This is a genomic window from Vibrio atypicus (genome assembly GCF_009811315.1).
Classification (GTDB): Bacteria; Pseudomonadota; Gammaproteobacteria; order Enterobacterales; family Vibrionaceae; genus Vibrio; species Vibrio atypicus.
Map to the genome: position 1 here is coordinate 398,043 of NZ_BLID01000004.1, position 25,569 is coordinate 423,611.

Annotated in this window: 22 protein-coding genes; 10 read left to right on the forward strand and 12 right to left on the reverse strand. The window is 44.3% G+C overall.

All coding sequences use genetic code 11. The features are described from left to right. Window positions 1-194: 194 nt before the first annotated feature. Window positions 195-2,321, forward strand: a complete 2,127-nt coding sequence (gene ppk1, locus GVO60_RS11320) for a polyphosphate kinase 1 (protein WP_159654043.1) — start codon at window positions 195-197, stop codon at window positions 2,319-2,321. Beyond that, window positions 2,296-3,795, forward strand: coding sequence for an exopolyphosphatase (ppx, locus tag GVO60_RS11325; RefSeq protein WP_159654045.1), 1,500 nt, complete (start codon window positions 2,296-2,298; stop codon window positions 3,793-3,795). Before ppk1 ends, ppx begins: the two co-directional genes overlap by 26 nt. Before the next feature lie 18 nt (window positions 3,796-3,813). Here the strand turns inward: ppx and GVO60_RS11330 are convergent, their stop codons facing one another. The 3 genes from GVO60_RS11330 to phoB are packed head-to-tail and all read right to left on the reverse strand — an operon-like array spanning window position 3,814 to window position 6,790. Continuing rightward, the gene (locus tag GVO60_RS11330; protein WP_159654047.1) at window positions 3,814-4,770 is read right to left on the reverse strand and encodes a PstS family phosphate ABC transporter substrate-binding protein; all 957 of its coding nucleotides are present in this window, start codon (window positions 4,768-4,770) and stop codon (window positions 3,814-3,816) included. Next, a complete protein-coding gene (gene phoR, locus GVO60_RS11335) occupies window positions 4,770-6,068 on the reverse strand; it encodes a phosphate regulon sensor histidine kinase PhoR (RefSeq protein ID WP_159654050.1) in 1,299 nt (432 codons plus the stop codon). The genes GVO60_RS11330 and phoR overlap by 1 nt, the downstream gene beginning before the upstream one ends. Window positions 6,069-6,100: 32 nt before the next feature. Beyond that, a complete protein-coding gene (gene phoB, locus GVO60_RS11340) occupies window positions 6,101-6,790 on the reverse strand; it encodes a phosphate regulon transcriptional regulator PhoB (RefSeq protein ID WP_159654053.1) in 690 nt (229 codons plus the stop codon). Between the two features lie 208 nt (window positions 6,791-6,998). On the opposite strand from phoB, the gene rdgC reads away from it, so the two are divergent. From rdgC to GVO60_RS11355, 3 genes are all read left to right on the forward strand, one after another. Beyond that, window positions 6,999-7,913 (forward strand): recombination-associated protein RdgC, encoded by a 915-nt coding sequence (gene rdgC / locus GVO60_RS11345; protein WP_159654055.1) that lies wholly within the window; start codon window positions 6,999-7,001, stop codon window positions 7,911-7,913. Between the two features lie 174 nt (window positions 7,914-8,087). Continuing rightward, complete coding sequence (gene trhP, locus GVO60_RS11350) at window positions 8,088-9,488, forward strand: prephenate-dependent tRNA uridine(34) hydroxylase TrhP (RefSeq protein WP_159654058.1); 1,401 nt, start codon at window positions 8,088-8,090, stop codon at window positions 9,486-9,488. 2 nt (window positions 9,489-9,490) lie between these two features. Beyond that, window positions 9,491-9,745 carry a YfhL family 4Fe-4S dicluster ferredoxin gene (locus GVO60_RS11355; RefSeq protein ID WP_159654061.1) on the forward strand — a complete coding sequence of 85 codons (255 nt, stop codon included), beginning with the start codon at window positions 9,491-9,493 and terminating at the stop codon, window positions 9,743-9,745. A 61-nt stretch (window positions 9,746-9,806) separates the two neighbouring features. On the opposite strand, the gene mepA is transcribed toward GVO60_RS11355, so the two are convergent. From mepA to queA, 8 genes are all read right to left on the reverse strand, one after another. After that, the gene (gene mepA, locus GVO60_RS11360) at window positions 9,807-10,604 is read right to left on the reverse strand and encodes a penicillin-insensitive murein endopeptidase (protein WP_225874925.1); all 798 of its coding nucleotides are present in this window, start codon (window positions 10,602-10,604) and stop codon (window positions 9,807-9,809) included. Window positions 10,605-10,684: 80 nt separating this feature from the next. After that, on the reverse strand, window positions 10,685-11,017 hold the full coding sequence (locus tag GVO60_RS11365; protein ID WP_159654066.1) for a DUF1904 domain-containing protein: 333 nt from the start codon (window positions 11,015-11,017) through the stop codon (window positions 10,685-10,687). Between the two features lie 92 nt (window positions 11,018-11,109). Further along, a complete protein-coding gene (locus GVO60_RS11370; protein WP_159654068.1) occupies window positions 11,110-11,655 on the reverse strand; it encodes a hypothetical protein in 546 nt (181 codons plus the stop codon). Window positions 11,656-11,724: 69 nt separating this feature from the next. Continuing rightward, window positions 11,725-12,672, reverse strand: a complete 948-nt coding sequence (gene secF / locus GVO60_RS11375) for a protein translocase subunit SecF (protein WP_159654070.1) — start codon at window positions 12,670-12,672, stop codon at window positions 11,725-11,727. Window positions 12,673-12,686: 14 nt separating this feature from the next. Beyond that, on the reverse strand, window positions 12,687-14,543 hold the full coding sequence (gene secD / locus GVO60_RS11380) for a protein translocase subunit SecD (protein ID WP_159654072.1): 1,857 nt from the start codon (window positions 14,541-14,543) through the stop codon (window positions 12,687-12,689). A gap of 21 nt (window positions 14,544-14,564) precedes the next feature. Beyond that, window positions 14,565-14,894 (reverse strand): preprotein translocase subunit YajC, encoded by a 330-nt coding sequence (gene yajC, locus GVO60_RS11385; RefSeq protein ID WP_159654074.1) that lies wholly within the window; start codon window positions 14,892-14,894, stop codon window positions 14,565-14,567. 161 nt (window positions 14,895-15,055) lie between these two features. Beyond that, a complete protein-coding gene (tgt, locus tag GVO60_RS11390) occupies window positions 15,056-16,189 on the reverse strand; it encodes a tRNA guanosine(34) transglycosylase Tgt (RefSeq protein WP_159654076.1) in 1,134 nt (377 codons plus the stop codon). A gap of 168 nt (window positions 16,190-16,357) precedes the next feature. Then, on the reverse strand, window positions 16,358-17,410 hold the full coding sequence (gene queA / locus GVO60_RS11395; RefSeq protein WP_159654078.1) for a tRNA preQ1(34) S-adenosylmethionine ribosyltransferase-isomerase QueA: 1,053 nt from the start codon (window positions 17,408-17,410) through the stop codon (window positions 16,358-16,360). A gap of 297 nt (window positions 17,411-17,707) precedes the next feature. On the opposite strand from queA, the gene GVO60_RS11400 reads away from it, so the two are divergent. Further along, window positions 17,708-18,148 (forward strand): CBS domain-containing protein, encoded by a 441-nt coding sequence (locus GVO60_RS11400; RefSeq protein ID WP_159654080.1) that lies wholly within the window; start codon window positions 17,708-17,710, stop codon window positions 18,146-18,148. A 43-nt stretch (window positions 18,149-18,191) separates the two neighbouring features. Here the strand turns inward: GVO60_RS11400 and GVO60_RS11405 are convergent, their stop codons facing one another. Then, window positions 18,192-19,199, reverse strand: a complete 1,008-nt coding sequence (locus GVO60_RS11405) for a LacI family DNA-binding transcriptional regulator (protein ID WP_159654082.1) — start codon at window positions 19,197-19,199, stop codon at window positions 18,192-18,194. 198 nt (window positions 19,200-19,397) lie between these two features. Between GVO60_RS11405 and GVO60_RS11410 the strand changes: the two genes are divergently transcribed. The 4 genes from GVO60_RS11410 to GVO60_RS11425 all read left to right on the forward strand — a co-directional run bounded on the left by GVO60_RS11410 (window position 19,398) and on the right by GVO60_RS11425 (window position 25,394). Further along, entirely contained in the window at window positions 19,398-20,840 is a 1,443-nt protein-coding gene (locus tag GVO60_RS11410; protein WP_159654084.1) for a glycoside hydrolase family 32 protein, read from the forward strand. Between the two features lie 16 nt (window positions 20,841-20,856). Next, a complete protein-coding gene (locus GVO60_RS11415) occupies window positions 20,857-22,227 on the forward strand; it encodes a PTS transporter subunit EIIC (protein ID WP_159654086.1) in 1,371 nt (456 codons plus the stop codon). A gap of 87 nt (window positions 22,228-22,314) precedes the next feature. Beyond that, on the forward strand, window positions 22,315-23,235 hold the full coding sequence (cscK, locus tag GVO60_RS11420) for a fructokinase (RefSeq protein WP_159654088.1): 921 nt from the start codon (window positions 22,315-22,317) through the stop codon (window positions 23,233-23,235). A gap of 218 nt (window positions 23,236-23,453) precedes the next feature. Continuing rightward, window positions 23,454-25,394 (forward strand): HAMP domain-containing methyl-accepting chemotaxis protein, encoded by a 1,941-nt coding sequence (locus GVO60_RS11425; RefSeq protein ID WP_159654090.1) that lies wholly within the window; start codon window positions 23,454-23,456, stop codon window positions 25,392-25,394. The last annotated feature ends 175 nt before the right edge of the window (window positions 25,395-25,569 follow it).

A 25,569-nucleotide genomic window follows, 5' to 3' on the forward strand; every position in this document is an offset into this window, starting at 1 on the left:
CACTTAGTTAAATTTCCCCAGACGTATAATATGTCCATTAGGTGACAATTATATTACAGTTCGCACTAAACCGCTGAAAACAATGCAATAAAAAAGTGCAATAAAAGTGTCATACTAAGATCTTACTTTGCTTATGCTTAATTGGATGGAATATGTCCTAAAACGATGGTTAGTTAGGTCAATAAGGTGGAATTATGAGCTCAGAAAAGTTGTATATCGAGAAGGAACTTAGCTGGTTATCCTTTAATGAGCGAGTACTACAAGAAGCCGCAGACAAAAGCGTCCCTCTGATTGAGAGAATTCGTTTTTTAGGTATATTTTCCAATAACTTGGATGAGTTCTACAAAGTAAGATTTGCCGGAGTTAAACGCCAAATTTTAATCAACCAGAAACACGGAAAGAACGACAATTCCAAACACCTGCTGACAAAAATGCAGACAAAAGCACTCAAGCTTAACGAACGTTTCGATGAACTCTATCCTGAGTTAATTCGTCATATGGCGCGCCATCGCATCTTTTTAGTGAATGAAACTCAATTGAGTGACGCCCAACAAAAGTGGGTAAGAAAGTATTTTCGTAAAGAAGTTCTACCACACATCACTCCACTCCTAATGCGTGATGACATCGACGTATTGCAGTTCTTAAAGGATGAATATGCTTACATCGCTGTTGAACTCAAAAAAGAACTCACCAACCAATACGCATTAATTGAAATTCCGACCGATCACTTACCACGATTTGTCATGGTGCCCGAACAAAAAGGCAAACGTCGTAAAACCATCATCCTACTTGATAACATCATTCGCTATTGCCTTGATGAACTCTTTCGCGGCTTCTTTGACTATGACGAACTGAACGGTTACGCGATGAAGATGACCCGAGATGCGGAATATGACCTCAACTTCGAAGTTGACCATAGCCTACTTGAACAGATGTCTGAAGGGGTCAATCAGCGCTTAACGGCAATGCCAGTACGCTTTGTTTATGAACGTGACATGCCAAAAGAGATGCTCGATTTCTTATGTAATAAGCTAGGTGTCTCTCACTATGACAGTTTGATCCCAGGTGGACGTTATCATAATTTTAAAGACTTCATTGGCTTCCCAAACGTAGGTCGAGACTACCTAGAGAACAAACCGCTTCCTCCGATGAAGTGTGCCGATTTTGAAGGCTACGCAAATAAGTTTGATGCAATTAAAGCACAAGACATTTTGCTCTATTGCCCTTATCACACCTTTGAACATATTAGTGAGCTGGTCCGCCAAGCATCATTCGACCCTAAAGTAATCAACATCAAGATTAATATTTATCGTGTTGCTAGCGACTCTCGATTGATGAACTCACTGATTGATGCTGTACACAATGGTAAGAGCGTGACTGTCGTCGTCGAGCTTCAAGCACGATTTGATGAGGAAGCCAATATTGAGTGGTCTCGAGTTCTTACTGAAGCAGGTGTCCACGTCATTTTTGGTGCACCGGGTCTAAAGATCCACTCTAAGCTTTTACTCATTAGCCGACGAGAAGGTGAAGAAATCGTTCGCTATGCGCATATTGGCACCGGTAATTTCCACGAGAAGAACGCTCGTATATATACCGATTTCTCACTGCTTACCGCGGATCCGGAAGTAACAAATGAAGTACGTAATGTCTTTGGGTATATCGAAAACCCTTATAGACCGGTAAGCTTTGATTTACTGATCGTTTCACCGAGTAACTCTCGCCAACAGCTCTCTCAGCTGATTGAAAATGAAATTGCTAACGCTAAGCTAGGTAAAAAAGCCAGTTTAACCCTAAAAGCCAACAATCTCGTCGACAAAGAGTTGATCAATAAACTCTATGAAGCGAGCAGCGCTGGGGTAAAAGTTCGTATGATCATTCGCGGCATGTGTTCACTCGTTCCGGGGATTGAAAACATCAGCGACAACATCTCCATCATCAGTATCGTGGATCGATTCCTTGAGCACCCGCGCGTTATTATCACCCACAATGATGGCGATCCTCTGGTCTACCTCTCTTCAGCTGATTGGATGAAGCGCAATATTGACCACCGAATTGAAGTTGGTGTCCCAGTCCGTGACTCACGTCTTAAACAGCGCATTATTGATATCATTAATATTCATTTTACCGATACAGTAAAAGCACGCAGGATAGACAAAGAGATGAGCAACACCTACGTACCTCGCGGTAATCGCAAAAAAGTACGTTCACAACTCGCCATTTATGACTATCTTAAAAATGTAGAAAAACAAACAAAGCATCGTAATCATCAAAAACGTAAAGAGCAGTCAGAGAGCTATGACTCAAACGTCGGAAATACGTGATGTCGCCGCCATAGACCTTGGATCGAACAGCTTCCATATGGTCGTCGCACGCGTCGTTGACCAAGATTTACAACTTGTCAGTCGTCACAAGCAAAGAGTCCGTCTTGCCTCAGGTTTAGACGGACAAAAGAATCTCGACAACGCCGCGATTGAACGCGGCTTAGAATGCCTTGCTATGTTTGCCGAACGTATTCAAGGCTTCGAAGAGCACAATGTTCGAATTGCAGCGACTCATACGTTACGCCAAGCGAACAATGCCCATATCTTCTTGCAGCGCGCCCGCGAAATATTACCGTTTCCCATAGAGATCATTCCCGGAGTTGAAGAAGCTCGCTTAATCTACCTTGGCGTAGCTCACACTCAACCAGAATCAGACTCTAAGCTCGTGGTCGATATTGGTGGCGGCAGTACAGAAATGATCATCGGTCATGGTTTCGAACCTAGCCTGATTAATAGTAAGCAGATGGGCTGCGTCAGTTATACCAAACGCTTTTTCGCCAATGGGAAGTTGTCCCAAACGAATTTTACTAAGGCCATTCTAGCCGCAGAACAAAAACTTGAATCCATCGCATCACGTTATAAGAAAAAAGGCTGGGACATTGCCTTTGGCTCTTCAGGGACGATTAAAGCAATCCGCGAAGTATTAATTGGGCTTGGTTACGCTGATGGTATTGTTACTGCCAAGCGACTGGAAAAGCTGGTCAATAAGCTCTGTGAATGGCCAACAATTGAAGAGATTGATTTGCCCGGATTGGCACCAGAGCGCCAGCCGGTTTTTGCTGCTGGTGTTGCCATTCTTTGCGCTATATTCAAAGACCTTAAATTAACCGAAATGCACTTTTCCGAAGGAGCTTTACGTGAGGGCTTGCTGTTTGAAATGGAAGACGGGTTCAAGCGCGCAGACATTCGCATGCGAACAACTGAAAACCTAGCCAGCAAACACCTGGTCGATCTCGAACATGCCGCTCGAGTAAAAGGGCAAGCTAAAGCATTTCTAGAACAAGTTCATGCGCAATTAGGAATTAAACCCAAATCAGAGCTGTTTGATTTGTTGGAATGGAGTGCGCTGCTGCATGAAGTCGGGCTCAGCATCAGCTTACAAGCCTTCCACCGCCACTCAGCTTATATTTTAAAACACACCTACATGCCGGGCTTCAACCGTGAGCAGCAAGGTGTTTTGGCTATGTTGGTTCGATTCCAACGAAAAGCGCTCAAACTACATGAGATGGAAGAGCTAACACTATTCAAGAGAAAGCAGATAGTAGGATTAATTCGGCTATTGCGCTTAGCGATTCTATTGCATGGTCAACGCAGCGATGAGCCGCTACCTGAACTCACCCTCTCTATTGATGGTGATAAGTGGGCACTCACTTGTGATGAAGAAAATTGGTTAGATAACAATAAACTGCTCCATGCGGACTTAACAACAGAGCAAGAGTATTGGCGCTCGGCAGAATGGGAACTGCACTTCTAACTAGAACAGTACCCGCTTCTATTTTATGGCAATACCGACTTTTTCCAGTTCATGCTGAGCAAGTGCCGGAGAGATTGGAATATAGCCATCTTTTTCTACGAGCTCTTGACCTTGAGCCGAAAAAATAAAGCGAATGAACTCACGCTCTATCGGTGATAGCGGCTTTGATGGATGCTTATTTACGTATACATAGAGGTAACGCGATAGTGGGTACTTACCAGAAAGGATGTTCTTTTGGCTCGCTTGCACATAGTCATCACCCTGTTTAGCAATAGGCAGTAGCTTAACACCAGAAACTTGATAACCCACTCCAGAATAACCAATGGTATTGACGGCAGAAGCAACTGACTGCACGACCGATGCCGACCCCGGCTGCTCATTGACGCTATTTTTAAAATCGCCGCCACAAAGCGCATTATTTTTAAAATAACCGTAAGTCCCTGATACAGAGTTGCGGCCAAACAGTTGGATGCTGCGTTTGGCCCATTGATAATCCAAGCCTAATTCAGCCCAAGTCAGTATCGGCGTCGTGGCTCCACAGCGCATTGTCGACGAAAAAATACTGTCTAACTGCGCAAAATTTAAACCTTTGATTGGATTATCGCGATGAACAAAAATACCAATAGCATCAATCGCAACCCTTAACTCAGTCGGTTTATAACCATGCTGACGTTCAAATGCTTCAATCTCGCGATTACGCATTGGTCGACTCATAGGGCCAAACTGCGCGGTTCGTTCCGTCAAAGCCGGAGGCGCTGTCGAAGAACCCGAAGCTTGTACCTGACCATTCACACTCGGATAAAGCTGCTTAAACTCTTCTACCCATAGTGTTGTCATTCCCGCTAACGTATCTGAGCCAACGCTGGTTAATGTGCCGGTAATCCCGGGGACTTTACGATAATCAGCCAAATCATTCGCGTTAACTGAAAAGTTAATTACTAGAGAGGAAAAAAGCGTAGTGAGCATTAACTTCATTAGCTGACCACTAATCGAGGTGGCAATACAAATGAGAACTTACTACCAACGCCAACTTCGCTGTATATATCCAAATGAGAGTCATGGTGAGTCAATGCGTGCTTCACAATGGCCAAACCAAGGCCGCTACCGCCGGTATCTCGCGAGCGCGCTTTATCTACACGATAGAAACGCTCCGTCAATCGATGAAGATGCTGAGGCTCAATGCCATCACCTTTGTCTTCGACCTCTAAACATGCACCTTGGTTATCTTGATACCAACGAACATATATTTCGGCTCCTGCTGGGGTATATTTCACCGCGTTGTACACCAAGTTAGAAATCGCACTACGCAGTTGGTCTTCATCAGCGAATACACGCAAGCGAGAATCAACATCAAAATGAAGTTTATGGTTTTGCTCTCCACTCAAGCTAGCCGCCTCTTTTTCTAGAACTTCTAGCATCGCAGGCACGTTCACCACTTCTTCCAGTTCATGCATCGGCGCAGCTTCAATCTTAGATAAAGTCAGAAGTTGATTTACCAAGCTGTTCATACGGTTGAGCTGCTCTGTCATCACGCCATGCGCTTTTGGCCACATAGGCCCAACAACCATATCTGGGTCTTCTGTCATCTCTAGATAACCTTGTAGAACCGTCATTGGTGTACGAAGTTCATGAGAAACGTTGGCGAAAAAGTTACGTCGCATGCCCTCAAGCTGCTTAAGCTGAGTCACATCACGCACCACCATCAGGTGCTCCCCCTCCGTATAAGGTACGATACGCAACTCAAGCATGCGCTCTACGTTCAATGGTGAACGCATTTCTAGCGGCTCTGAGAAATCTTGCTTGTTGAGATATTTGATAAAATCTGGTGTACGAATCAGATTAGAGATTGGTTGACCGGAATCATCTGGCCAACGGAAACCCAACAAATGTTGAGCCAATTTATTGCACCAAACAATATTACCTTCGCTACGAAATACGACGACAGCATCGGGCAGCGATTCTGCACCATTGCGAAAACGGCGGATAAGGTTGGTGAGCTCTTTACGCTTTTTACGCTGACGCTGCTGCAGTCGGTAAATACCGTTGAACAGAGACTCCCAGTTACCACTGCCGGACGGCGGTGTGAGGCGTTTTTCATCCCATAACCACGTAGATAAACGCATTTGATTATGTAAATGCCAAACAAGCTGCAAAACCGTGGCTGCCAAAAGCAACCACGGCATATAACCAAAGATCCACCCAACAATAACCCATGGGGTGTAAAAAAAAGCCAGCTCCCAGGCTAGCTTTTTCCAAGTTAACCGCTCTACCACCTAGAACTCCGTTTTAGTCTCTCAACGTTCGCTTAGGCTTTAGTTGAGAAACGATAGCCTGCACCACGCACAGTTTGAATCAACTTGTCGTGACCTGCCGCTTCTAACGCTTTGCGTAAGCGACGAATATGAACATCAACGGTACGATCTTCAACGTAAACGTTAGTGCCCCATACATTGTTTAACAGCTGCTCACGACTGTATACACGCTCTTGGTGTGTCATGAAAAAGTGCAGCATCTTAAATTCAGTCGGTCCCATATCTAGTGGACCATCATTTGCTGTCACACGGTGTGATACCGGATCCAATTTTAAGCCTTGTACATCAATCACATCTTCCAGTGCCGTTGGAGTCACACGACGGATTACCGCTTTGAGACGAGCGACCAACTCTTTCGGTGAAAATGGTTTAGTAATGTAATCGTCCGCACCCACTTCTAAGCCGCGCACTTTATCTTCTTCTTCACCACGAGCAGTCAACATCACCACAGGAATATTTCGCGTCAGTTCTTCGCGCTTCATATGTTTAATGAAGTTGATACCACTACCACCGGGTAACATCCAATCTAGCAACACTAGATCTGGGAAGGGTTCAGCAAGTTTCGTCACTGCAGAATCGTAGTCTTCAGCTTCTACCGCTTGGTAACCTTTTTGTTCAAGAACAAAGCACAGCATTTCACGAATTGGTGCTTCATCTTCAACAACCAGAATCCTTCTCGACATAATTGAATAACCTTTGAGTTAATTGAATTATTTAGGGTCAATCCCCTAGCGCAACGCTAAGCATTATCACTAGCAATTATGACACTTTTGTGACCTTTGAAAACAAATTTTCATATAACTTTCATTCCACTATTGTGTGTATGCAATAAGACAAGACGATCAAAAGTCTTTATTATTGGCAACCAAACTTCAGGTATAGAGAAAGAGTATGTGGTTTAAAAACTGTCTGGTTTATCGCTTCAACCGTGAAATTGAATTCAACGCTGACCAACTAGAAAAACAACTGGCTGAGTTTCGTTTTACGCCATGTGGTAGCCAAGATAAGCAAAAATTCGGCTGGGTGACAGCAATGGGTAAGCATGGTGACATGATGACTCACGTGTCTGAAAACCGCATTCTAGTTTGTGCTAAGAAAGAAGAAAAAATGCTACCAGCATCAGTGATTAAAGACTCATTGAATGCCAAAATCGAAACGATGGAAGCGCAAGAAGGCCGTCCTCTGAAAAAGAAAGAGAAAGACAACCTAAAAGATGACATCGTGATGGATCTCTTACCACGTGCATTTAGCCGCAGCAGCCACACTTACGTGCTAATTTTGCCAAAAGAAGGCTTCATTTTAGTCGATGCCAGCAGCTCGAAAAAAGCTGAAGATGTACTAGCGCTACTACGTAAAACCATGGGTAGCCTACCGGTTGTGCCAGCGATTCCTGAAAAGCCAATTGAAACCACATTGACTGAGTGGGTTAAAACCGGTGAAACGCCAGTAGGTATTCAGATGCTTGATGAAGCTGAGCTAAAGTCAGTACTTGAAGAAGGCGGCGTGATCCGTTGTAAGAAGCAAGAGCTGACAGCCGATGAAATTCGCAGTCACATCGAAGCAGACAAGATGGTGACGAAGCTGGCAATTTGGTGGCAAGAACGCATCGAATGTATTCTGGCAGAAGATGGCAGCATCAAACGCCTGAAGTTTTCTGATGAGCTTAAAGATCAAAACGATGACATCCCACGTGAAGACCAAGCTGCTCGCTTTGACGCAGACTTCTCTTTAATGTGTGGTGAATTCAGCGCATTCTTACCTAATATTTATGAATGCCTAGGTGGTTTACCGCACCCTAACGCTTAATCAATTCTAACGCCCTCACTTGAGGGCGTTGTTTTTTGTCTCTTTCCTATCATCACTCCTCACTCGAAATTCAGCTTTTCCTAGTCATAGCTCACGTTTTGACGTAAAATTTGCGCCCCTTTACTTCCACTAGGTGGGAGTAACCTGACTTGAGATCAGACTAGAGAAAAAACAATGACTACTGAGAAAGCATTCGTACCAGAGCTACTGTCACCTGCAGGTAGCCTTAAAAACATGCGTTACGCATTTGCCTACGGCGCAGACGCGGTATACGCTGGCCAACCTCGTTACAGCCTTCGCGTACGTAACAACGAGTTCAACCACGAAAACCTACAAATTGGTATCAACGAAGCTCACGCCCTAGGCAAAAAGCTTTACGTGGTATGTAACATCCAACCGCACAACTCTAAGCTAAAAACCTTCATCCGCGACCTTAAGCCGGTTGTAGAGATGGGCCCTGACGCACTAATCATGTCTGACCCAGGTCTAATCATGATGGTTCGTGAAGCCTTCCCTGATATGGCGATTCACCTGTCAGTTCAAGCGAACGCAGTAAACTGGGCAACGGTTAAGTTCTGGGCAGCAAACGGCGTTGAGCGTGTGATTGTATCTCGTGAGCTTTCTCTAGAAGAAATCGAAGAAATTCGTGAGCACTGCCCTGAAACTGAACTCGAAGTGTTCGTTCACGGCGCTCTATGTATGGCTTACTCTGGCCGCTGCCTACTTTCTGGCTACATCAACAAGCGAGACCCTAACCAAGGTACATGTACTAACGCATGTCGCTGGGAATACAAAGTTGAAGAAGGCAAAGAGAACGACACTGGCGACATCGTAGAGAAGTTTGACCCTGCAGAAGCGCAAGCGGTTGAAGTTCAGGATGAGCGCCCTGAAACAACTATCGGTCGTGGCAAACCAACAGATGAAGTAGTTCTGCTTTCTGAAGCGCACCGTCCAGAAGAGAAGATGGCGGCTTACGAAGATGAGCACGGCACTTACATCATGAACTCGAAAGACCTACGCGCTATCCAGCACGTTGAGCGTCTGACTAAGATGGGTGTTCACTCACTTAAGATTGAAGGTCGTACTAAGTCTTTCTACTACTGTGCTCGTACTGCTCAAGTTTACCGTAAAGCGATTGATGACGCTGTTGCAGGCAAACCATTTGATGAGAGCCTAATGGGTACACTAGAGAGCCTAGCGCACCGCGGTTACACAGAAGGCTTCCTACGTCGTCACACGCACGATGCTTACCAAAACTACGACTACGGCTACTCTGTATCTGACGCTCAGCAATTTGTTGGTGAATTCACTGGCAAACGCCGTGGTGACCTAGCGGAAGTTGAAGTGAAGAACAAATTCGTTGTGGGTGATAGCCTTGAGCTAATGACGCCAAAAGGCAACGTAATCTTCACGCTTGAAGCAATGGAAAACCGTAAGTCAGAAGTTATTGATGACGCAAAAGGAAACGGCCACTTCGTATTCATCCCAGTTCCACAAGATATGGACCTAGACTACGGCCTGTTAATGCGTAACCTAAATGACGGTCAGGATACCCGTAACCCTACAGGCAAATAAGCATGGCGTTACTGATTACCGATAAGTGCATCAACTGTGATATGTGTGACCCTGAATGTCCAAATGGGGCTATCACTATGGGTGACTCTATCTTCGAAATTGATCCAGCGCTTTGTACTGAGTGTAAAGGTCACTATGAAAAGCCAACGTGTCAGTCAGTATGTCCGATCACGAAGTGCATTATCACCGACCCAGACCATGTCGAGACTGAAGAAGAACTGCTAGAAAAGTTTGTCATCATTCAAGGCCTTGCTTAGTATCAGTCAATAAAAATGCCGCTCTCAATGAGCGGCATTTTTTATCAGAATCAAAAGCTTTTTAGCTGTTATCCAGTAATTGCTGGCACTGCACAGGCATCACTTTTACTTTTTTCTTTTTCGGTTTTACTGCAGCCACTTTCGGCGCGGCAGGCTTAGGTTGCGGCTTCCAACTCGCAAGTTCAGCTCCACATCCATCACCAATAGGCGGCGCGGCTTGTGGTTTACAATTTGTGCTCCCCTCTGGGCATTTCAAACGCACATGCATATGATAGTGATGCCCCCACCAAGGTCGAACCTTACGTAGCCACTCTCTATCTTGCTTTCCCTCGGTTGCACACAATTTCTCTTTAATCACTGGGTGCACAAAAATACGCGCAACTTGTTGATCATTAGCCGCCATCTTCACCAACTTAAAATGGCGAGCATCCCAGTTACGCTTTAGTAATTGATACTGTTTGAGGTCAACAACACTTAGCGGCGAAGGCTCAGCTAATTGCTGCTCTGACAATTCACTATCCGCAAGTTTTAACCAAATATCGATGTCTAAACCAGTTTGATGGCTAGAATGCCCTGAAGAGAATCGCCCACCTTGAGGCAAGGACATATCACCAATTAAAATACGAGTGTGAAGCTGTTTAGAAGAGAGTGAAGCAAGACGTTCAATAAAGCTTACCGCGTTTGGGTGCCCGTAATAACGCGCTCTTTGGCTACGCAGTACTTGATAGCCCTCCCCTTCTAATGGCAGAGACGCAGCACCCGTCAGGCAACCATTAGCATAACTACCAATGGCTTGAGGCATTTGATTGGACGGCTTTGTGACTTGTTCCCACGGGCTAGCAGAGACAGGCAAAACCATCACAGCAAGCGAGAAAACAACGCTAAAACCTAGCCATCCTTTGCAGTAGTTCATTCGTGTCTCCTCGTTTAGAAGCCTGTTTAGTAGTGCTCACCGTTATCATAGTAACCGGATGCACTTAAAGCGGTAAAAATCACCGCGACATCCACATCTTCACCAATGACACCACGCACCTGCTGAGTGATCACTTTAGCCACAGCATCTTGTTTCTCTTGGCCACGATCAAACCATAGCACTTCAACAAATGGGTAAGCCTGACTCACTTCACCCTCATGGAAAAAAGTCGTGTAGATATACTCAAACGTAAAGTCTTCTCGCGGACATTCCATGTACTGTTGAAGTTCATCAATCAATGGTTTAGACAGAGTTTGTACCGTTTGCGGTTCAACTGCACGAAAACGAAAATGTGGCATGCTTTGCTTCCTTTAATTATTTTATTTGCCCATCATACCAAGTTCCTAACACTTGTCTGTATCAGATTAAACATGGGTAGAAGAAGTGCAAATCAATGAGCAACCTCAGATTCAACGAACTCAATAGAAATCATCTCACCATCACTGATCAGTGTCGCTTTCCAACGCTCGCTAAACCACTCCATCACCCTTGGCGCGTGTTGTTGATAACGGTTGAGGAATAGCACTAATTGCTTATCAAGATCGTTTATCTCTGCCTGTGTTTCAGCTTCAGCCAACGCTTGTGCTACCTGAAAAGTATGTGTGTCTATCGTGACACACTCCAGTTGAAAGCCATCTCGGCGCAAGTTCAATTGAAACTCTGACAGAGCGTATTGCGAATAAGGTTCATACAACGTCAATGACATTCCATTAGAGTCATTGGTCAATTCGGCATAATAGCTCTGTTGATAATAGCTAAAGCCATCTCGACACCATTTAGGGTCATCATTTTCAGAGCAAGGATACCACTCTCCACCTTGTGCTTGAGCAAGTAATTGCGTGGAAGAAAGTTGAGAAAAAGAGTGAAGAGATGCGCTCGCAAAAAACGCATTGCTGAATAAAAAAACGCCTAAAAGTAAAATAAGCAGACGAAACATAATTTCCCTTTAAACAAAACAAAGCCGCTGACGAATCAGCGGCTTTCTATTTGACTTCAAATCAATGCACTATGGCATCTCATCGAACTCTGCACCTTCTTTCTCTACTTGAGGTGGCATTAGGTGTTCTTTAGTAATACCCAGTTTCAATGCTAGTGCTGATGCTACGTAGATTGAAGAGTAAGTACCCACCGTAATACCCAATAGAAGTGCGGTCGCGAAACCATGGATCATAGCACCCCCCTGTGTAAACAGTGCAATAACTACGAACAAGGTCGTACCAGATGTAATCAATGTACGGCTCAATGTTTGCGTAATTGAGCTGTTCATGATGTCTGCTGGTTCACCTTTACGCATCTTACGGAAGTTTTCACGAATCCGGTCAAATACAACAATGGTATCGTTGAGCGAGTAACCGACAACGGTTAGAAGTGCTGCAACAATCGTTAGATCCACTTCTATTTGCATCATAGAGAATACGCCGAGCGTGATGATAACGTCGTGGGCAAGTGCCATTACAGCACCAGCAGCAAGACGCCATTCAAATCGCACTGATACGTAAATCAAGATACAGATAAGAGACACAAGGATTGCAAGACCACCCGCTTCAGTTAACTCGTCACCTACGTTAGGGCCAACGAACTCAATACGGCGCATCTCAACGCTTTCGCCAGTACCGTCTTTGATTGCATTTAAGATCTGGTTACCCAAAGTCTCACCAGCAACGTCATCACGTGGACGTAAACGAACCATTACATCACGAGCACTACCGAAGTTCTGCACCGTTGCATCGCCAAAGCCTTCCGCTTCTAGCGCGCTACGGATGTCTTGTAGATTCGCTGGTTGCTCGAAACCCACTTCGATTAGCGTACCGCCTGTAAAATCTAGACCCCAGTTCAACCACTTGGTTGATAGAGTAAAGATTGAAGCACCAATCATCAGGATTGAGAAAACAAAGGCGAATTTTGACCAACGCATAAAGTCGATCATTTTGTCTGCTTTTAGAATCTGAAACATAATAATTCCTAGCCTTAGATCGACAATTTATTAATGCGTTTACCACCGTATGCGAGGTTCACGATACAACGTGTACCTACAATAGCAGTGAACATTGAAGTCAGAATACCGATAGACAGCGTTACCGCGAAGCCCTTAATCGCACCTGTACCGACAGCAAATAGAATAATTGCTGTGATAAGTGTGGTGATGTTCGCATCGGCGATAGTGCTGAATGCGTTTGCGTAACCTTGGTGAATCGCTTGCTGAGGACTGCGTCCATCACGTAGCTCTTCACGGATACGCTCGAAGATAAGCACGTTCGCATCGACTGCCATACCGACCGTCAAGACGATACCGGCAATACCAGGTAGCGTCATCGTCGCTCCTGGAATCATCGACATCACACCAATGATCAGTACGAGGTTCGCCATCAGTGCCATATTGGCAATCAGACCAAACTTACGGTAGTAAACAAGGGTAAATAGCATTACCGCAACCATACCCCAGATCATCGCTTGGATACCCATATCGATGTTCTGCTGCCCCATAGATGGACCAATAGTACGCTCTTCTACAATCGAGATAGGCGCAATAAGCGCACCCGCACGAAGTAGTAGCGCTAGGTTATGAGCTTCAGCCGCAGAATCGATACCCGTAATTCGGAAATTACGACCAAGAGCCGATTGAATCGTTGCTTGGTTGATCACTTCTTCATGCTTGTTCAAAATCACACGGCCTTCAGGAGTACGACGACCACTGTCTTTGTACTCAGCAAAAACCGTTGCCATCAACTTACCAATGTTCTGACGAGAGAATGCAGACATCTTGTTACCACCTTCACTATCTAGTGAGATGTTAACTTGAGGACGACCATATTCATCTACGCTTGAACTCGCATCAGTAATGCTTGAACCACCGAGAATAACGCGCTTCTTAAGAACAACAGGACGACCATCACGGTCTTGCTTGATTTCGCTACCTGGAGGCACTCTGCCCGCAGCCGCAGCTGCAAGATCAGCGCTCGCATCCACTTCACGGAATTCTAGCGTTGCTGTCGCACCTAAGATTTCTTTCGCACGAGCTGTGTCTTGAACACCTGGTAGCTCAACAACAATACGGCTTGCGCCTTGACGTTGAACAAGAGGCTCAGCAACACCCAGTTCGTTTACACGGTTACGCAGAATCGTGATGTTCTGTTCAACAGCGTAGTTACGAATTTCAGTCAGTCGTTGCTCAGTAAAGGAAGCGGTAAGCACGAAACGGCCATCAGAGTCCGAATCAACGAAGATCATGTCTGGGTGGTTTCTTTCAAGAATGCGCTGAGCATCAGCTAGCTGCTCTTCGTTACGCAGTAGAACTTCTACCGCATCCTTACCGGAAGGACGAATAGCACGATAACGGATTTTTTCTTCACGGAGTTCACTTCGGAAAGCTTCTTCCTGTTGGCCGACTAGTTTTTCCATCGCAGCGTCCATATCCACTTCCATCAAGAAGTGAACACCGCCACGAAGGTCAAGACCTAGCTTCATTGGCGCAGCGCCAATAGACTCTAGCCAATCGGGTGTTGCAGGAGCAAGGTTCAGAGCAACAATCTTGTCTTTGCCAAGCGATTCAGAAATAACATCACGTGCACTGATTTGAGTATCAGTATCATTGAAACGTACGAGAATAGACCCATTTTCTAGAGCAATGGATTTATGAGATAAGCCCTGTTTATCAAGAGCTTTAGTGACAGAATCCAGCGTTGACATATCTACAGAGGCGCCACGCGCCCCTGTAACTTGAATAGCCGGATCTTCACCGTAGATATTTGGAAGTGCGTACAAAGCTGCGATAGCGATGGTAAACACCACCATCAGATACTTCCATAATGGATAGCGGTTTAGCACAGCGAGGATCCTTTAGCTGTTTTATAGAGACTTCAGCGTACCTTTTGGTAGCACTGCAGTAATGAAGTCTTTCTTGATAACAACTTCATTATTCGTGTTTAGCTCGATAGAAATGTAGTCATTCTCTTCAGAGATTTTAGTGATTTTACCCACTAGACCACCACTCGTTAGAACTTCATCACCTTTGCCCATAGAAGCCATAAGGTTTTTGTGCTCTTTTACACGCTTAGCTTGTGGGCGGTAGATCATGAAGTAGAAGATCACCGCGAACATGCCTAGCATGATTAGCATTTCAAAACCGCCACCTGCTGGTGCGCCTTCTGCTGCTGCATGAGCTTGAGAAATAAACATTAAAACATCCTCTATTATTTTTTATTAATATCCAAGTTGGGCTTTCGCAATTTAGTTTCAAGTCTGAGAGTGACTAATAGAGATCACTCTCTCAAAAATAACGTGCGTTTGCCTACTTTATTAGCAAAAGCCTCTGGCAACATGCCAAAGGCTTCAATTCTTTATGCTTTGCTTAGTGGTGGCACTTCGCGGTCACGACGAGCGTAAAACTCTTGAACAAACTCATCGAAACGGTCTTCATCAATCGCCGTACGAATGCTTTCCATCAGACGCTGGTAGTAGCGTAAGTTGTGAATGGTATTCAGACGTGCGCCTAGAATTTCGTTACAACGCTCTAGGTGGTGAAGGTACGACTTCGAATAATTCTGACAAGTGTAACAGTCACAGTGTGGATCTAGTGGTGTTGTATCCGTTTTGTGTTTCGCATTACGGATCTTGATCACACCGCCAGTCACAAATAGGTGGCCATTACGTGCGTTACGCGTTGGCATCACACAGTCAAACATGTCGATACCACGACGAACACCTTCAACGAGATCTTCAGGTTTACCCACACCCATTAGGTAACGTGGCTTATCTTCAGGTAGCTGAGGACAAGTGTGCTCTAGGATGCGGTGCATGTCTTCTTTTGGCTCACCAACTGCTAGTCCACCAACAGCGTAGCCGTCAAAACCGATTTCCGTTAGGCCTTTAACCGACACATCACGCAAATCTTCGTACACACCACCTTGAACGATACCGAATAGGTTGTTCGGGTTTTCAAGTTTATCGAAGTGATCACGTGAACGCTGCGCCCAACGCAATGACATTTCCATCGATTTCTTCGCTTCATCGTGCGTCGCTGGGTATGGCGTACACTCATCAAAGATCATAACGATGTCTGAACCTAGGTCTTTTTGGATTTCCATCGACTTTTCAGCGTCCATGAAAATCTTGTCACCGTTTACTGGGTTACGGAAATGCACGCCCTGTTCAGTGATAGTACGCATCTTACCTAGGCTAAATACTTGGAAACCGCCTGAATCAGTAAGAATAGGACCGTGCCAGTTCATGAAATCGTGCAGGTCGCCGTGCATTTTCATGATTTCTTGGCCAGGACGCAGCCATAGGTGGAATGTATTACCAAGAAGAATTTCAGCACCTGTACCTTTTACTTCTTCAGGCGTCATACCTTTCACGGTACCGTAAGTACCTACAGGCATGAATGCTGGTGTTTGAACTGTGCCGCGTTCGAAGGTCAGTTGACCACGACGAGCAACACCGTCTTTCTTCTTAAGATCGAATTTTAACTTCACGAAGCCTCCGGTTGTCAGAGAAACAGTCTGACATTAAGTTCAGAGCTTTAAGCTCTATGAGGAGCGGTCGCCTTCCATGCGAGAGATAAGGTAGCCTTCTACCCTACTTCCTAGCTTACTGCTAGCACTCGTAAACCATAAATTGTAAAAAAGCTAACTAGCAAAAGGCTAGTCAGTTTTTTTCTTGATGAACATGGAATCACCATATGAGAAGAAACGGTACTTATTCTCGACAGCGTGTTTGTAAGCGTTCATCGTATTTTCATAACCTGCGAATGCACTCACCAACATGATCAGTGTCGATTCTGGCAGGTGGAAGTTAGTGATTAAGCAATCGACTAACTGGTATTCGTAACCAGGGAAAATAAAGATTTCCGTATCCCCAAAGAAAGGAACTAACTCTGTTCCCTTCTTAAGGGCATCTTGTGCTGCACTCTCTAGTGAACGAACAGACGTTGTACCGACTGCGATAATGCGACCACCACGCGCTTTAGTCGCGTTGATCGCATCGACCACCTCTTGAGGCACTTCAACATACTCAGCATGCATGTGGTGCTCATCGATATTGTCGACTTTCACTGGTTGGAAAGTGCCGGCACCAACGTGCAAAGTAACGTACGCAAACTCAGCGCCTTTCGCTTTGATCTTCTCAAGTAAAGGTTCATCAAAGTGCAGACCCGCTGTTGGCGCAGCAACGGCGCCCGGTTTCGCATTATAAACCGTTTGGTAGCGCTCTTTATCTGAGTCTTCATCAGGGCGGTCAATATAAGGAGGAAGCGGCATGTGGCCGATCTCTTCCAATACAGCTAAAACGTTTTTCTCAGCGTTAAACTTCAACTCAAACAGAGCATCATGACGCGCGACCATTTCAGCCGAATACTCGTCATTTTCACCGATAAAGATAGTAGAACCTGGTTTTGGCGATTTAGAGCAACGGACATGAGCCAAAATGCTCTTCTCATCCAATACGCGCTCGACCAACACTTCTAATTTGCCACCCGACTCTTTACGACCAAACATACGAGCAGGAATAACGCGAGTGTTATTAAACACAACCAAATCACCTGGTTGTACGTGCTCCAGTACATCGGTAAAAGTGCCATCTGCTAGCTCCCCACTGTTGCCATCTAGCTGCAATAAACGGCTAGCGGTACGCGCAGGCTGAGGATAACGAGCAATCAGCTCATCCGGTAAGTCAAAGTGGAAATCAGATACTTGCATGCTACTTGTCTTTTCTATGGTGAAAGTCGCCTTACTTAGTCGTAAGTCACGACGAGTTTTTCGCAGCCGACTAGTATATTGCGCGTGGTAGCAATAGCAAGAAAAGAGATGTGAATTATTGTAATCATTTGAGTAAAAGCGACGACCTATACGCGCTTTCAATTGGTTAAAATGACGACAGTTGATTTACCTCAAATAAATTGCGGTTATAGCCATAAAAACGCGTTTAGCTCTCAAACTCAGACAAAGAAAATCACTATATTTAAAGGGCAAAGAATAATAAATCAGGAGGCAGCCATGATTAAGGTCGAAGATATGATGACGCGTAGTCCGCATACGCTTCTTCGTTCTCACAACCTCGCCGATGCCAAAAGCATGATGGAAGCGCTCGACATCCGCCATGTACCCATCATAGATGCAGATAAAAAACTGCTCGGTGTCGTATCTCAGCGTGACGTTTTAGCCGCACAAGAATCCAGTTTACAAAAATTACCCGAAAGCGAATCTTACACTCTCAATACACCACTCTACGAAGTGATGAAAACCAGCATTATGTCCGTTTCACCACAAGCAGGTCTTAAAGAGAGTGCGATGTACATGCAAAAGCACAAAGTAGGTTGTTTACCAGTCGTTGCAAAAGGCGAACTGGTGGGCATCATCACTGACAGTGATTTTGTCTCGATAGCTATTACATTACTTGAGCTACAAGAGGAAGCTGAGCCGGAAGAAATGGATTAGCCACTCCCATACATATCAACGCTAAGGACTGGGTTCCTTAGCGTTATTTGGAGCTATTGCGAAGAATCTCAGGACTACGAGAGATGAACTGAGTCTTAGGCGCATGCCGGATAACCAGTGTCGGTTCCAATAACCTAGCTTGAGGTAAGAACGCCCCTATCTGTATCGATTCCATCATCATATCGAATCCTAGCAGGGCGATTTGACGCATTGGCTGTTTCACACTGGAAAAGCCTAAAGACTGAGCAATGAAAGTATCGTCAAACCCGACAATATCCACCTTTTCAACCCATTGACTATCTACCGACTTTAACCCATTAAATAAATGACTCGCTGAAATATCATCAGAGCAAAACACCGCTTCTAGAGGTGACGACGTGTGTACAATTTGCTGCTTAATATACTCCGCAAGCGACTCGGTGGTATAAGGTGCTAACACATGTTTTTTATCCAGAGTGACCCCGCGAGACTCTAGCTCAGCTTGGAATCCGATAAAGCGATCAGATTGATTGTCACTGGCACCAATAAAACCAATACGTCGATATCCTTGCGTAGCAAAATGACGCGCAACTTGCTCTCCACCATGTTGATGGTGAGTACCTATGCTCATCACGGTTGGTGCGGTTGCCGTCAACAAAACCACCGGAAATGGCAAGTCGTTCAATGGCTCTAAATGCTCTTGTTTTAAAGAGCGAGGTATCAGAAAAACACCATCGACTTTATGGTTAATACATTCAGAAAGGAACGTCTTCTCTAACTGTAGATTATTCCGACTATTAAACAGCAGTATGCTTCGCCCATGCTTATATGCCTCTTCCTCAAGAACATCCACCAGCTGAGTAAAGAATGGATTCGACATATTTCGAACAATGACAGCAAACAACTTGGTTGGCTTTTTACGCTTCGCAGGTGGTTTCTGATAGTTCAATGCCTCCATAGCACGAATCACAGACTGCTTCGCTTGCGCTGAAACACGTTCATTGCCATTCAGTACTCTTGATACCGTTGCAATTGAAACACCCGCGCGTTTAGCAACATCTCTTATAGTCATGCCCACTCATACCCTGTAAACACCCAATAACCCAATATATTAATAAAACCCATGTAACAAGACTTAGTGTTACATCACAAACGACTGCAGATCTAAGCTCCATTCACTCAGAACATGGCGAGAAATCGCCATCGCTATTTTATCAAATCGACACCCTACTTATGATTTCAATCAAGCAAGATGATTAGGTAAGCCAAAGTGCAAGAACAAAAATATAAAACAATCAATTTAGCAACGGCTAGTGAGAAAATTAAATTTAATGAAATAGAAAACTCATCAGAGTTAAGGCCATTATTTCATATTACACCGCCTCACGGGTTATTAAATGATCCAAATGGTTTTTGCTTTTTTAATAATCAATACCACTTATTTTATCAATGGTTTCCATTTGGTACCTACCATGGAATGAAACATTGGATGCATTTAACGTCTAGTGATCTTTTAAATTGGCACCAGCATGGTTCAAAAATAACACCAACAGAAAACTATGAGTCTCATGGTGCATATTCTGGCGGAGCATTGGTAGAAAATAATAATGCCTATTTATTCTATACTGGAAATATTAAAAATGAATCTGGTCGAGATGCAAATCAATGTTTGGCACTACTCGATGAGACAAATACCGTCACCAAATACAGTGCAAACCCCATCGTTAAATCGGTACCTCAAGGTTATACCGGTCACGTTCGCGATCCAAAAATAGTTAAGCACAATGACAACTATTACATGCTACTTGGTGCGCAGCGTGAAGCGGACCTCTCTGGCGTAATCATCATCTATCAATCGAAAGACATACTCAATTGGGAATTTAAAGGTGAACTAAACCTTCAATACGATGATGCATTTTTAACGGGTTACATGTTCGAATGCCCTGATTTGTTAAGAGTTGATGGCCATGATGTTTTGATTTTCTCACCGCAAGGAACTGAAGCAGACGGCAGTCGATTCCACAATCGATTTAACGTTATTTATTGTTTAGGCACCATCAACTTCGAGCAACTGACCTTTAAAATTGAACACTGGGATGAATTAGATCGCGGGTTTGACTTTTACGCCCCACAAACCATGGCGAATACACCCAATGAGCAAACACTAATTGCCTGGGCGGGTACAGATGAAGATTTACCAAGCCGCCAATTTGGCTGGGTGAACTGTTTAACATTGCCGAGAACACTATCAGTTATTAACAATCGTTTATATCAGCAACCAAAAATCATAGAGTCTGATTCTTTTAATAAAATTGGCTTCAAGAATAACAACAATAACTTTCCTATTAATTTAGAACAACTCTCCTTTTCACTAGAAATAGAAAATACAGATAAAAATATAAACATTTACTTATCCACAAAAAACAAACATTTAACTTTTTCAATTCTAGATAGGGAAATTTATTTAGATCGAAGCCAATACAATCACCACCCTGATGATTGGCAATATGGAAATATCCGCCACCACAAAACAGATTACGACATTGATAATATTAAACTTGTATGTGACCAAAGCATCCTTGAAATATACCTCAACCATGGGCGAGATGTATTTACTTGTTTGTTCTTCCCAGAAAATGAAGAGCACAAGTTAAATATATCACGAGAAGAAGATACCGAAATGGATATCAAACTTAACTACCTTACAATATAATAAAATGGTGAACAGAATGAATTATGACGCTACCGTAAACGAGATACTCGAGAGTATCGGGGGATTAGAGAACATACGTAACGCAGAGCACTGCGCTACTCGTCTACGCCTAATTCTCAAAGATAATGACAAAGTCAATTCAGACAGAGCTAAAGAGATCAAACAGATCAGTGGCTATTTTTACCAATCTGGCCAGCACCAATTTATCATCGGGACGGGCAAAGTCTCTCATGTTTATGAATCACTAAAACGCGCATTGGGTGGCGAGCTTGATAATTCAGATTTTAAACAAGATGCCTTTGCTGATATGACCGTAAGTCAAAAGGTAGTCCGCACTCTCGCCGATATCTTGATCCCGCTGATCCCTGCTTTGGTTACCACCGGTTTGCTGATGGGTTTACGCGGTATGATGCTGCACTCTGGCGTTGAGTTTTCTCCTGAAACTCTTGCCCTATTTAGCATGCTAACCGACACCGCTTTTGCCTTCTTACCTGTTTTGATCGCCTACTCTGCGGCAAAGAAATTCGGTGGTAATGCCATTATTGCTATCGTAGTTGGCTTGATGATGGTCGCACCGCAATTGCCGAATGCTTGGGTAGTAGCCAATGGTGGTTCAGATCCAATGATGGTCAACCTTCTGGGGATTAACTTCCCATTAGTAGGCTACCAAGGCACAGTACTCCCTGCTATTTTCGCTGGTTGGTTCGTCTCATATTTAGAGCGCAACCTGCGCCGCTTTATCCCAGCAAGCATGGACCTAGTCTTCACGCCATTTTTAACCATTACGATTGCCGTATTTGTCATCTTATTTGGCTTTGGTCCTATTCTACAAAGCATTGAACACGGCTGTACTTCTCTAGTACGTATGGCGCTCGACTTGCCACTTGGTATTGGTTATATCCTTTACGGCGCTGCACAACAGATGATCGTTATTACCGGCTTACATCATGCGCTTGGTGTTATTGAGATTGGCTTGTTAAACGAAACTGGCGTAAACCCACTGCAACCTCTAGGTACAGCATCAATGGCAGGACAATTTGGCGCAGCCATCGCCGTTGCGACGCTACTGAAAGACAAACTAAAAAAAGGTAACGCTTATAGCGCTTCAATGTCGACACTATTTGGCATCACAGAGCCGCTTCTGTTTGGTGTCAACTTGCAATACGGCAAAGTCTTTCTCTTTGGTATGGTCGGCGGCGCCGTCGGTGGCCTTGTCACTTACGTACTCGGCATCAGTGCAACCGGTATGGGCATTACCTTTATTCCAGGTATTCTCCTTTACTCACAATCACTCACAGCAGTCATTGGCTACCTAACTGTTATTGCTAGTGCTTTTACAACAGCGTTTATTCTCACTCGAATCTATAACCCAGTGAAAAACGCCTAATCGATTTCTGGGTGATTTGCTTCCCCCTAGGCAAACCACCCACTCCCCACCGGTTATGCTCCGGTGGTTTTTTATAAGGAAACAACGATGAATAAAGTGTGGCTAACCGGCGATGCTGTCGTCGATCTAATCCCTGAAACGGATTCAACTTATTTAAAATGTCCTGGTGGTGCACCCGCTAATGTCGCAGTTGGGATTGCCCGTTTATCTGGCCAATGTCGCTTCATTGGTCGAGTCGGTAACGATCCACTTGGGCGATTTATCTCTGAAGTACTGAGAGTTGAGGGCGTTGATACCTCTCAACTTAGACTTGATGACAATCAGCGTACATCCACTGTAATCGTCGATCTTGACCATGAAGGAGAGCGGACCTTTACCTTCATGGTAAAACCGAGTGCAGACCAATTCATGACAGAAGATGACATACCCACCTTCAATAAAGGCGAATGGCTCCACTGCTGTTCTATCGCATTGGCAAATGAGCCAAGTAGAAGCGCGACACTAAAAGCGCTTAAATCAATCAAGTCAGTAGGCGGATATGTAAGCTTTGACCCCAACCTAAGAGAAGAGGTTTGGCAAGATCCGGAACAGATTCGTACCGTTGTCATGCAAGCGATAAGGCTCGCCGACGTCATAAAGTTTTCTGAAGAAGAGCTGCTCTTTTTAACAGAATGCGACACGTTAGAATCTGGACTCTTGGCACTAGAGCCATTACGAATTCCACTCATTTTAGTCACTCTAGGAGCAAATGGCTCAATAATGATTGTCGAGGGACAACGCGAGCACATTCCTAGTCAAAAAGTTCAGGCCATTGATACAACTGGCGCGGGAGATGCGTTTGTATCAGGTTTACTCGCATATCTATCTCAATACGAAGAGTGGTTTCAGCGAGAAATTATTCGACATGCGGTTCGTTGGGGCAATGGATGTGGAGCCCTTGCAACAACCCAAAAAGGCGCAATGACAGCCCTACCCGATAAAAAGTCCTTATTGGAGTTTTTAAATTAACTCTCAACAAAAACGAAATTAGCCTAATGGTGTCAATGTGTTAGGCTAATTTCTGTTTCCTTAATTCAAAAATAACATCCTCTTTTATTTTGAGCCTATTAATATTCACTGCTTTCCTGCAAATCAAAAAATAGCGGTTATAATTTAGTTACAATTATATAAACAGACTCCGTCAGTTCGCCTTTACTCGCCGAAAAATTCTAAATCAGGACTTGGATATGAGCTTAAAAAAATTATTAACACTAGGGTTTGGCGTTATTTTGGCGCTTATTTTGGTCATTTCTGTTGTTGCTTCATTTCGCTTCTATCAATCAAGTGGTGGATTTAACACTTATCGAGGTCTAGCACTTACCAGTGTGTCAACGGGTCGTATTCAGGCCAATATTTTAGAAGCACGTTTAGCCGCATTGAAATACATAAAAACCAATAGTGAAGCCAATATTGCTACCCTAAACAAACGAATCACAACATCCATCAGTTTAATAGAACAAGTATTGGATTCTCATATCGATGATAGTCACAAATCTGATTTCATCACGATTGAAAATCAGTTACAGCAATATCAACAAGGTTTTAACCAGGTTATTCAGCTCGTCAACCAGAGACATCTCTTAGTTAAAGAGCAGTTGGATCCTGCGGGTTTACAAATGCGAAAATCCGTTACCAATATCATGAACCAATCAGCTGCCGAAGATGATCTAGATGTCGCCGTCAGCGCCGGTACTCTCCAGCAGCACCTGCTACTCGCTCGTTTATATGCATCAAAATTTCTCACCAGTAATGCAGCTAGCGATGCTCAACGCGCAGAACAAGAGTTTGATCTAGTGGCTCAACTCGCAGATAAAGTCGATAGCCAACTTATGTCTGCTCAGCAGAAGAAATACCTCAATACCTTTGACAAAGCGTTTACGCAATACCGCACAACTTTTGCTAGCGTGGTTCAAACCATTAACAAGAGAAACGGTATCATCTCAGGCACCCTTGACGTAATGGGGGCTTCCGCAGCAAAAACCATCGAAGAAATTAAACTCTCCACCAAAGCCAAGCAAGATACCGTGGGACCAGAGATGGTCGATCGCTTTAGTAGTGCTCAAGTTGTTCTAAGTCTTCTTTCTGCCGTGGTGATTGTTATTGCTCTCGTCATTGCAGTGATGATCTATCGTAGCGTCTTGAAAGTTGTGGGCGGTGAACCAAGCTTGATTCAAGAGATTGTGGCCGATGTCGCTTCCGGTAATCTGACTTCTCAAGTCTCAGAAACAGGTAAAGAAACAGGTATCTACGCCAATATCCTACAAATGCGTACCGAGCTGCGACGTATCATTGATGGATTTCATCAAATCTCAGACAATGTTTCCTCTTCATCGGTTCAACTAAATGGTGTAATGAGCAATACGGAGAGCAATGCACAGCAAGAGTTGAGTCAGGTTGAGCAAATTGCTACGGCCATCAACGAACTTTCCAGCACCGCCTCTGAAGTAAGCCAAAACGCCGCCAATGCTGAGAGTGCTGCTAGTGACGCAACCAATAATGTTGTAGAAGGCGGACGTATACTCGACTCCTCAGATGAAATCTCACGTAAAGTGGATAGCTCCATTGAAGAGACCTCCAAAATCGTTAATCAACTGCAAGAATACTCGGTTGAAATCGGCACTGTGGTTGAAGTGATCAATTCAATTTCAGAGCAAACGAATCTACTTGCTTTGAACGCCGCAATTGAGGCAGCCCGTGCAGGTGAGCAAGGTCGTGGATTTGCGGTGGTTGCTGATGAGGTTCGTTCTTTAGCGGCGAAGACGCAACAATCAACCGTCGATATTCAAGAGATCATTTCGCGCTTGCAAGCTCAAGCCAAAGATGCAAATCATTATATGCAGTCTAATTTGACGCTAGCGGAAGACTCTCGCAAGTACAGTGAGCAGTTACGTTCATCTTTCTCTTCAATCACCGAGTCTGTTTCATTGATTTCAGATATGAACACACAAGTAGCTACCGCTTCTGAAGAGCAATCTGGCGTAACCCATGACATCTCTGAAAACGTATCGCAAGCCTTTGACTTAGTGAATAAAAACGTTGCGGGCATTCAGGAGAGCAAGCTAGCGAGTGATGAGTTATCTAATTTGGCAACAAAACAAAAAGAACTTCTGAGCTTCTTTAAGCTTTAATCAACCTTTCTCATCAAATGCGTTACTAATAGAGTCACCGCTCACTGCGGTGGCTTTTTTATTGAATAAAGTGGATCAGTACCAAACAAAAAAGAGCGGCCTGCGCCGCTCAAAAACATGTCAAAGTTTATGCCTAAAACAGAATATCTACACCGAAAGGCGAGTGAGTTAATGC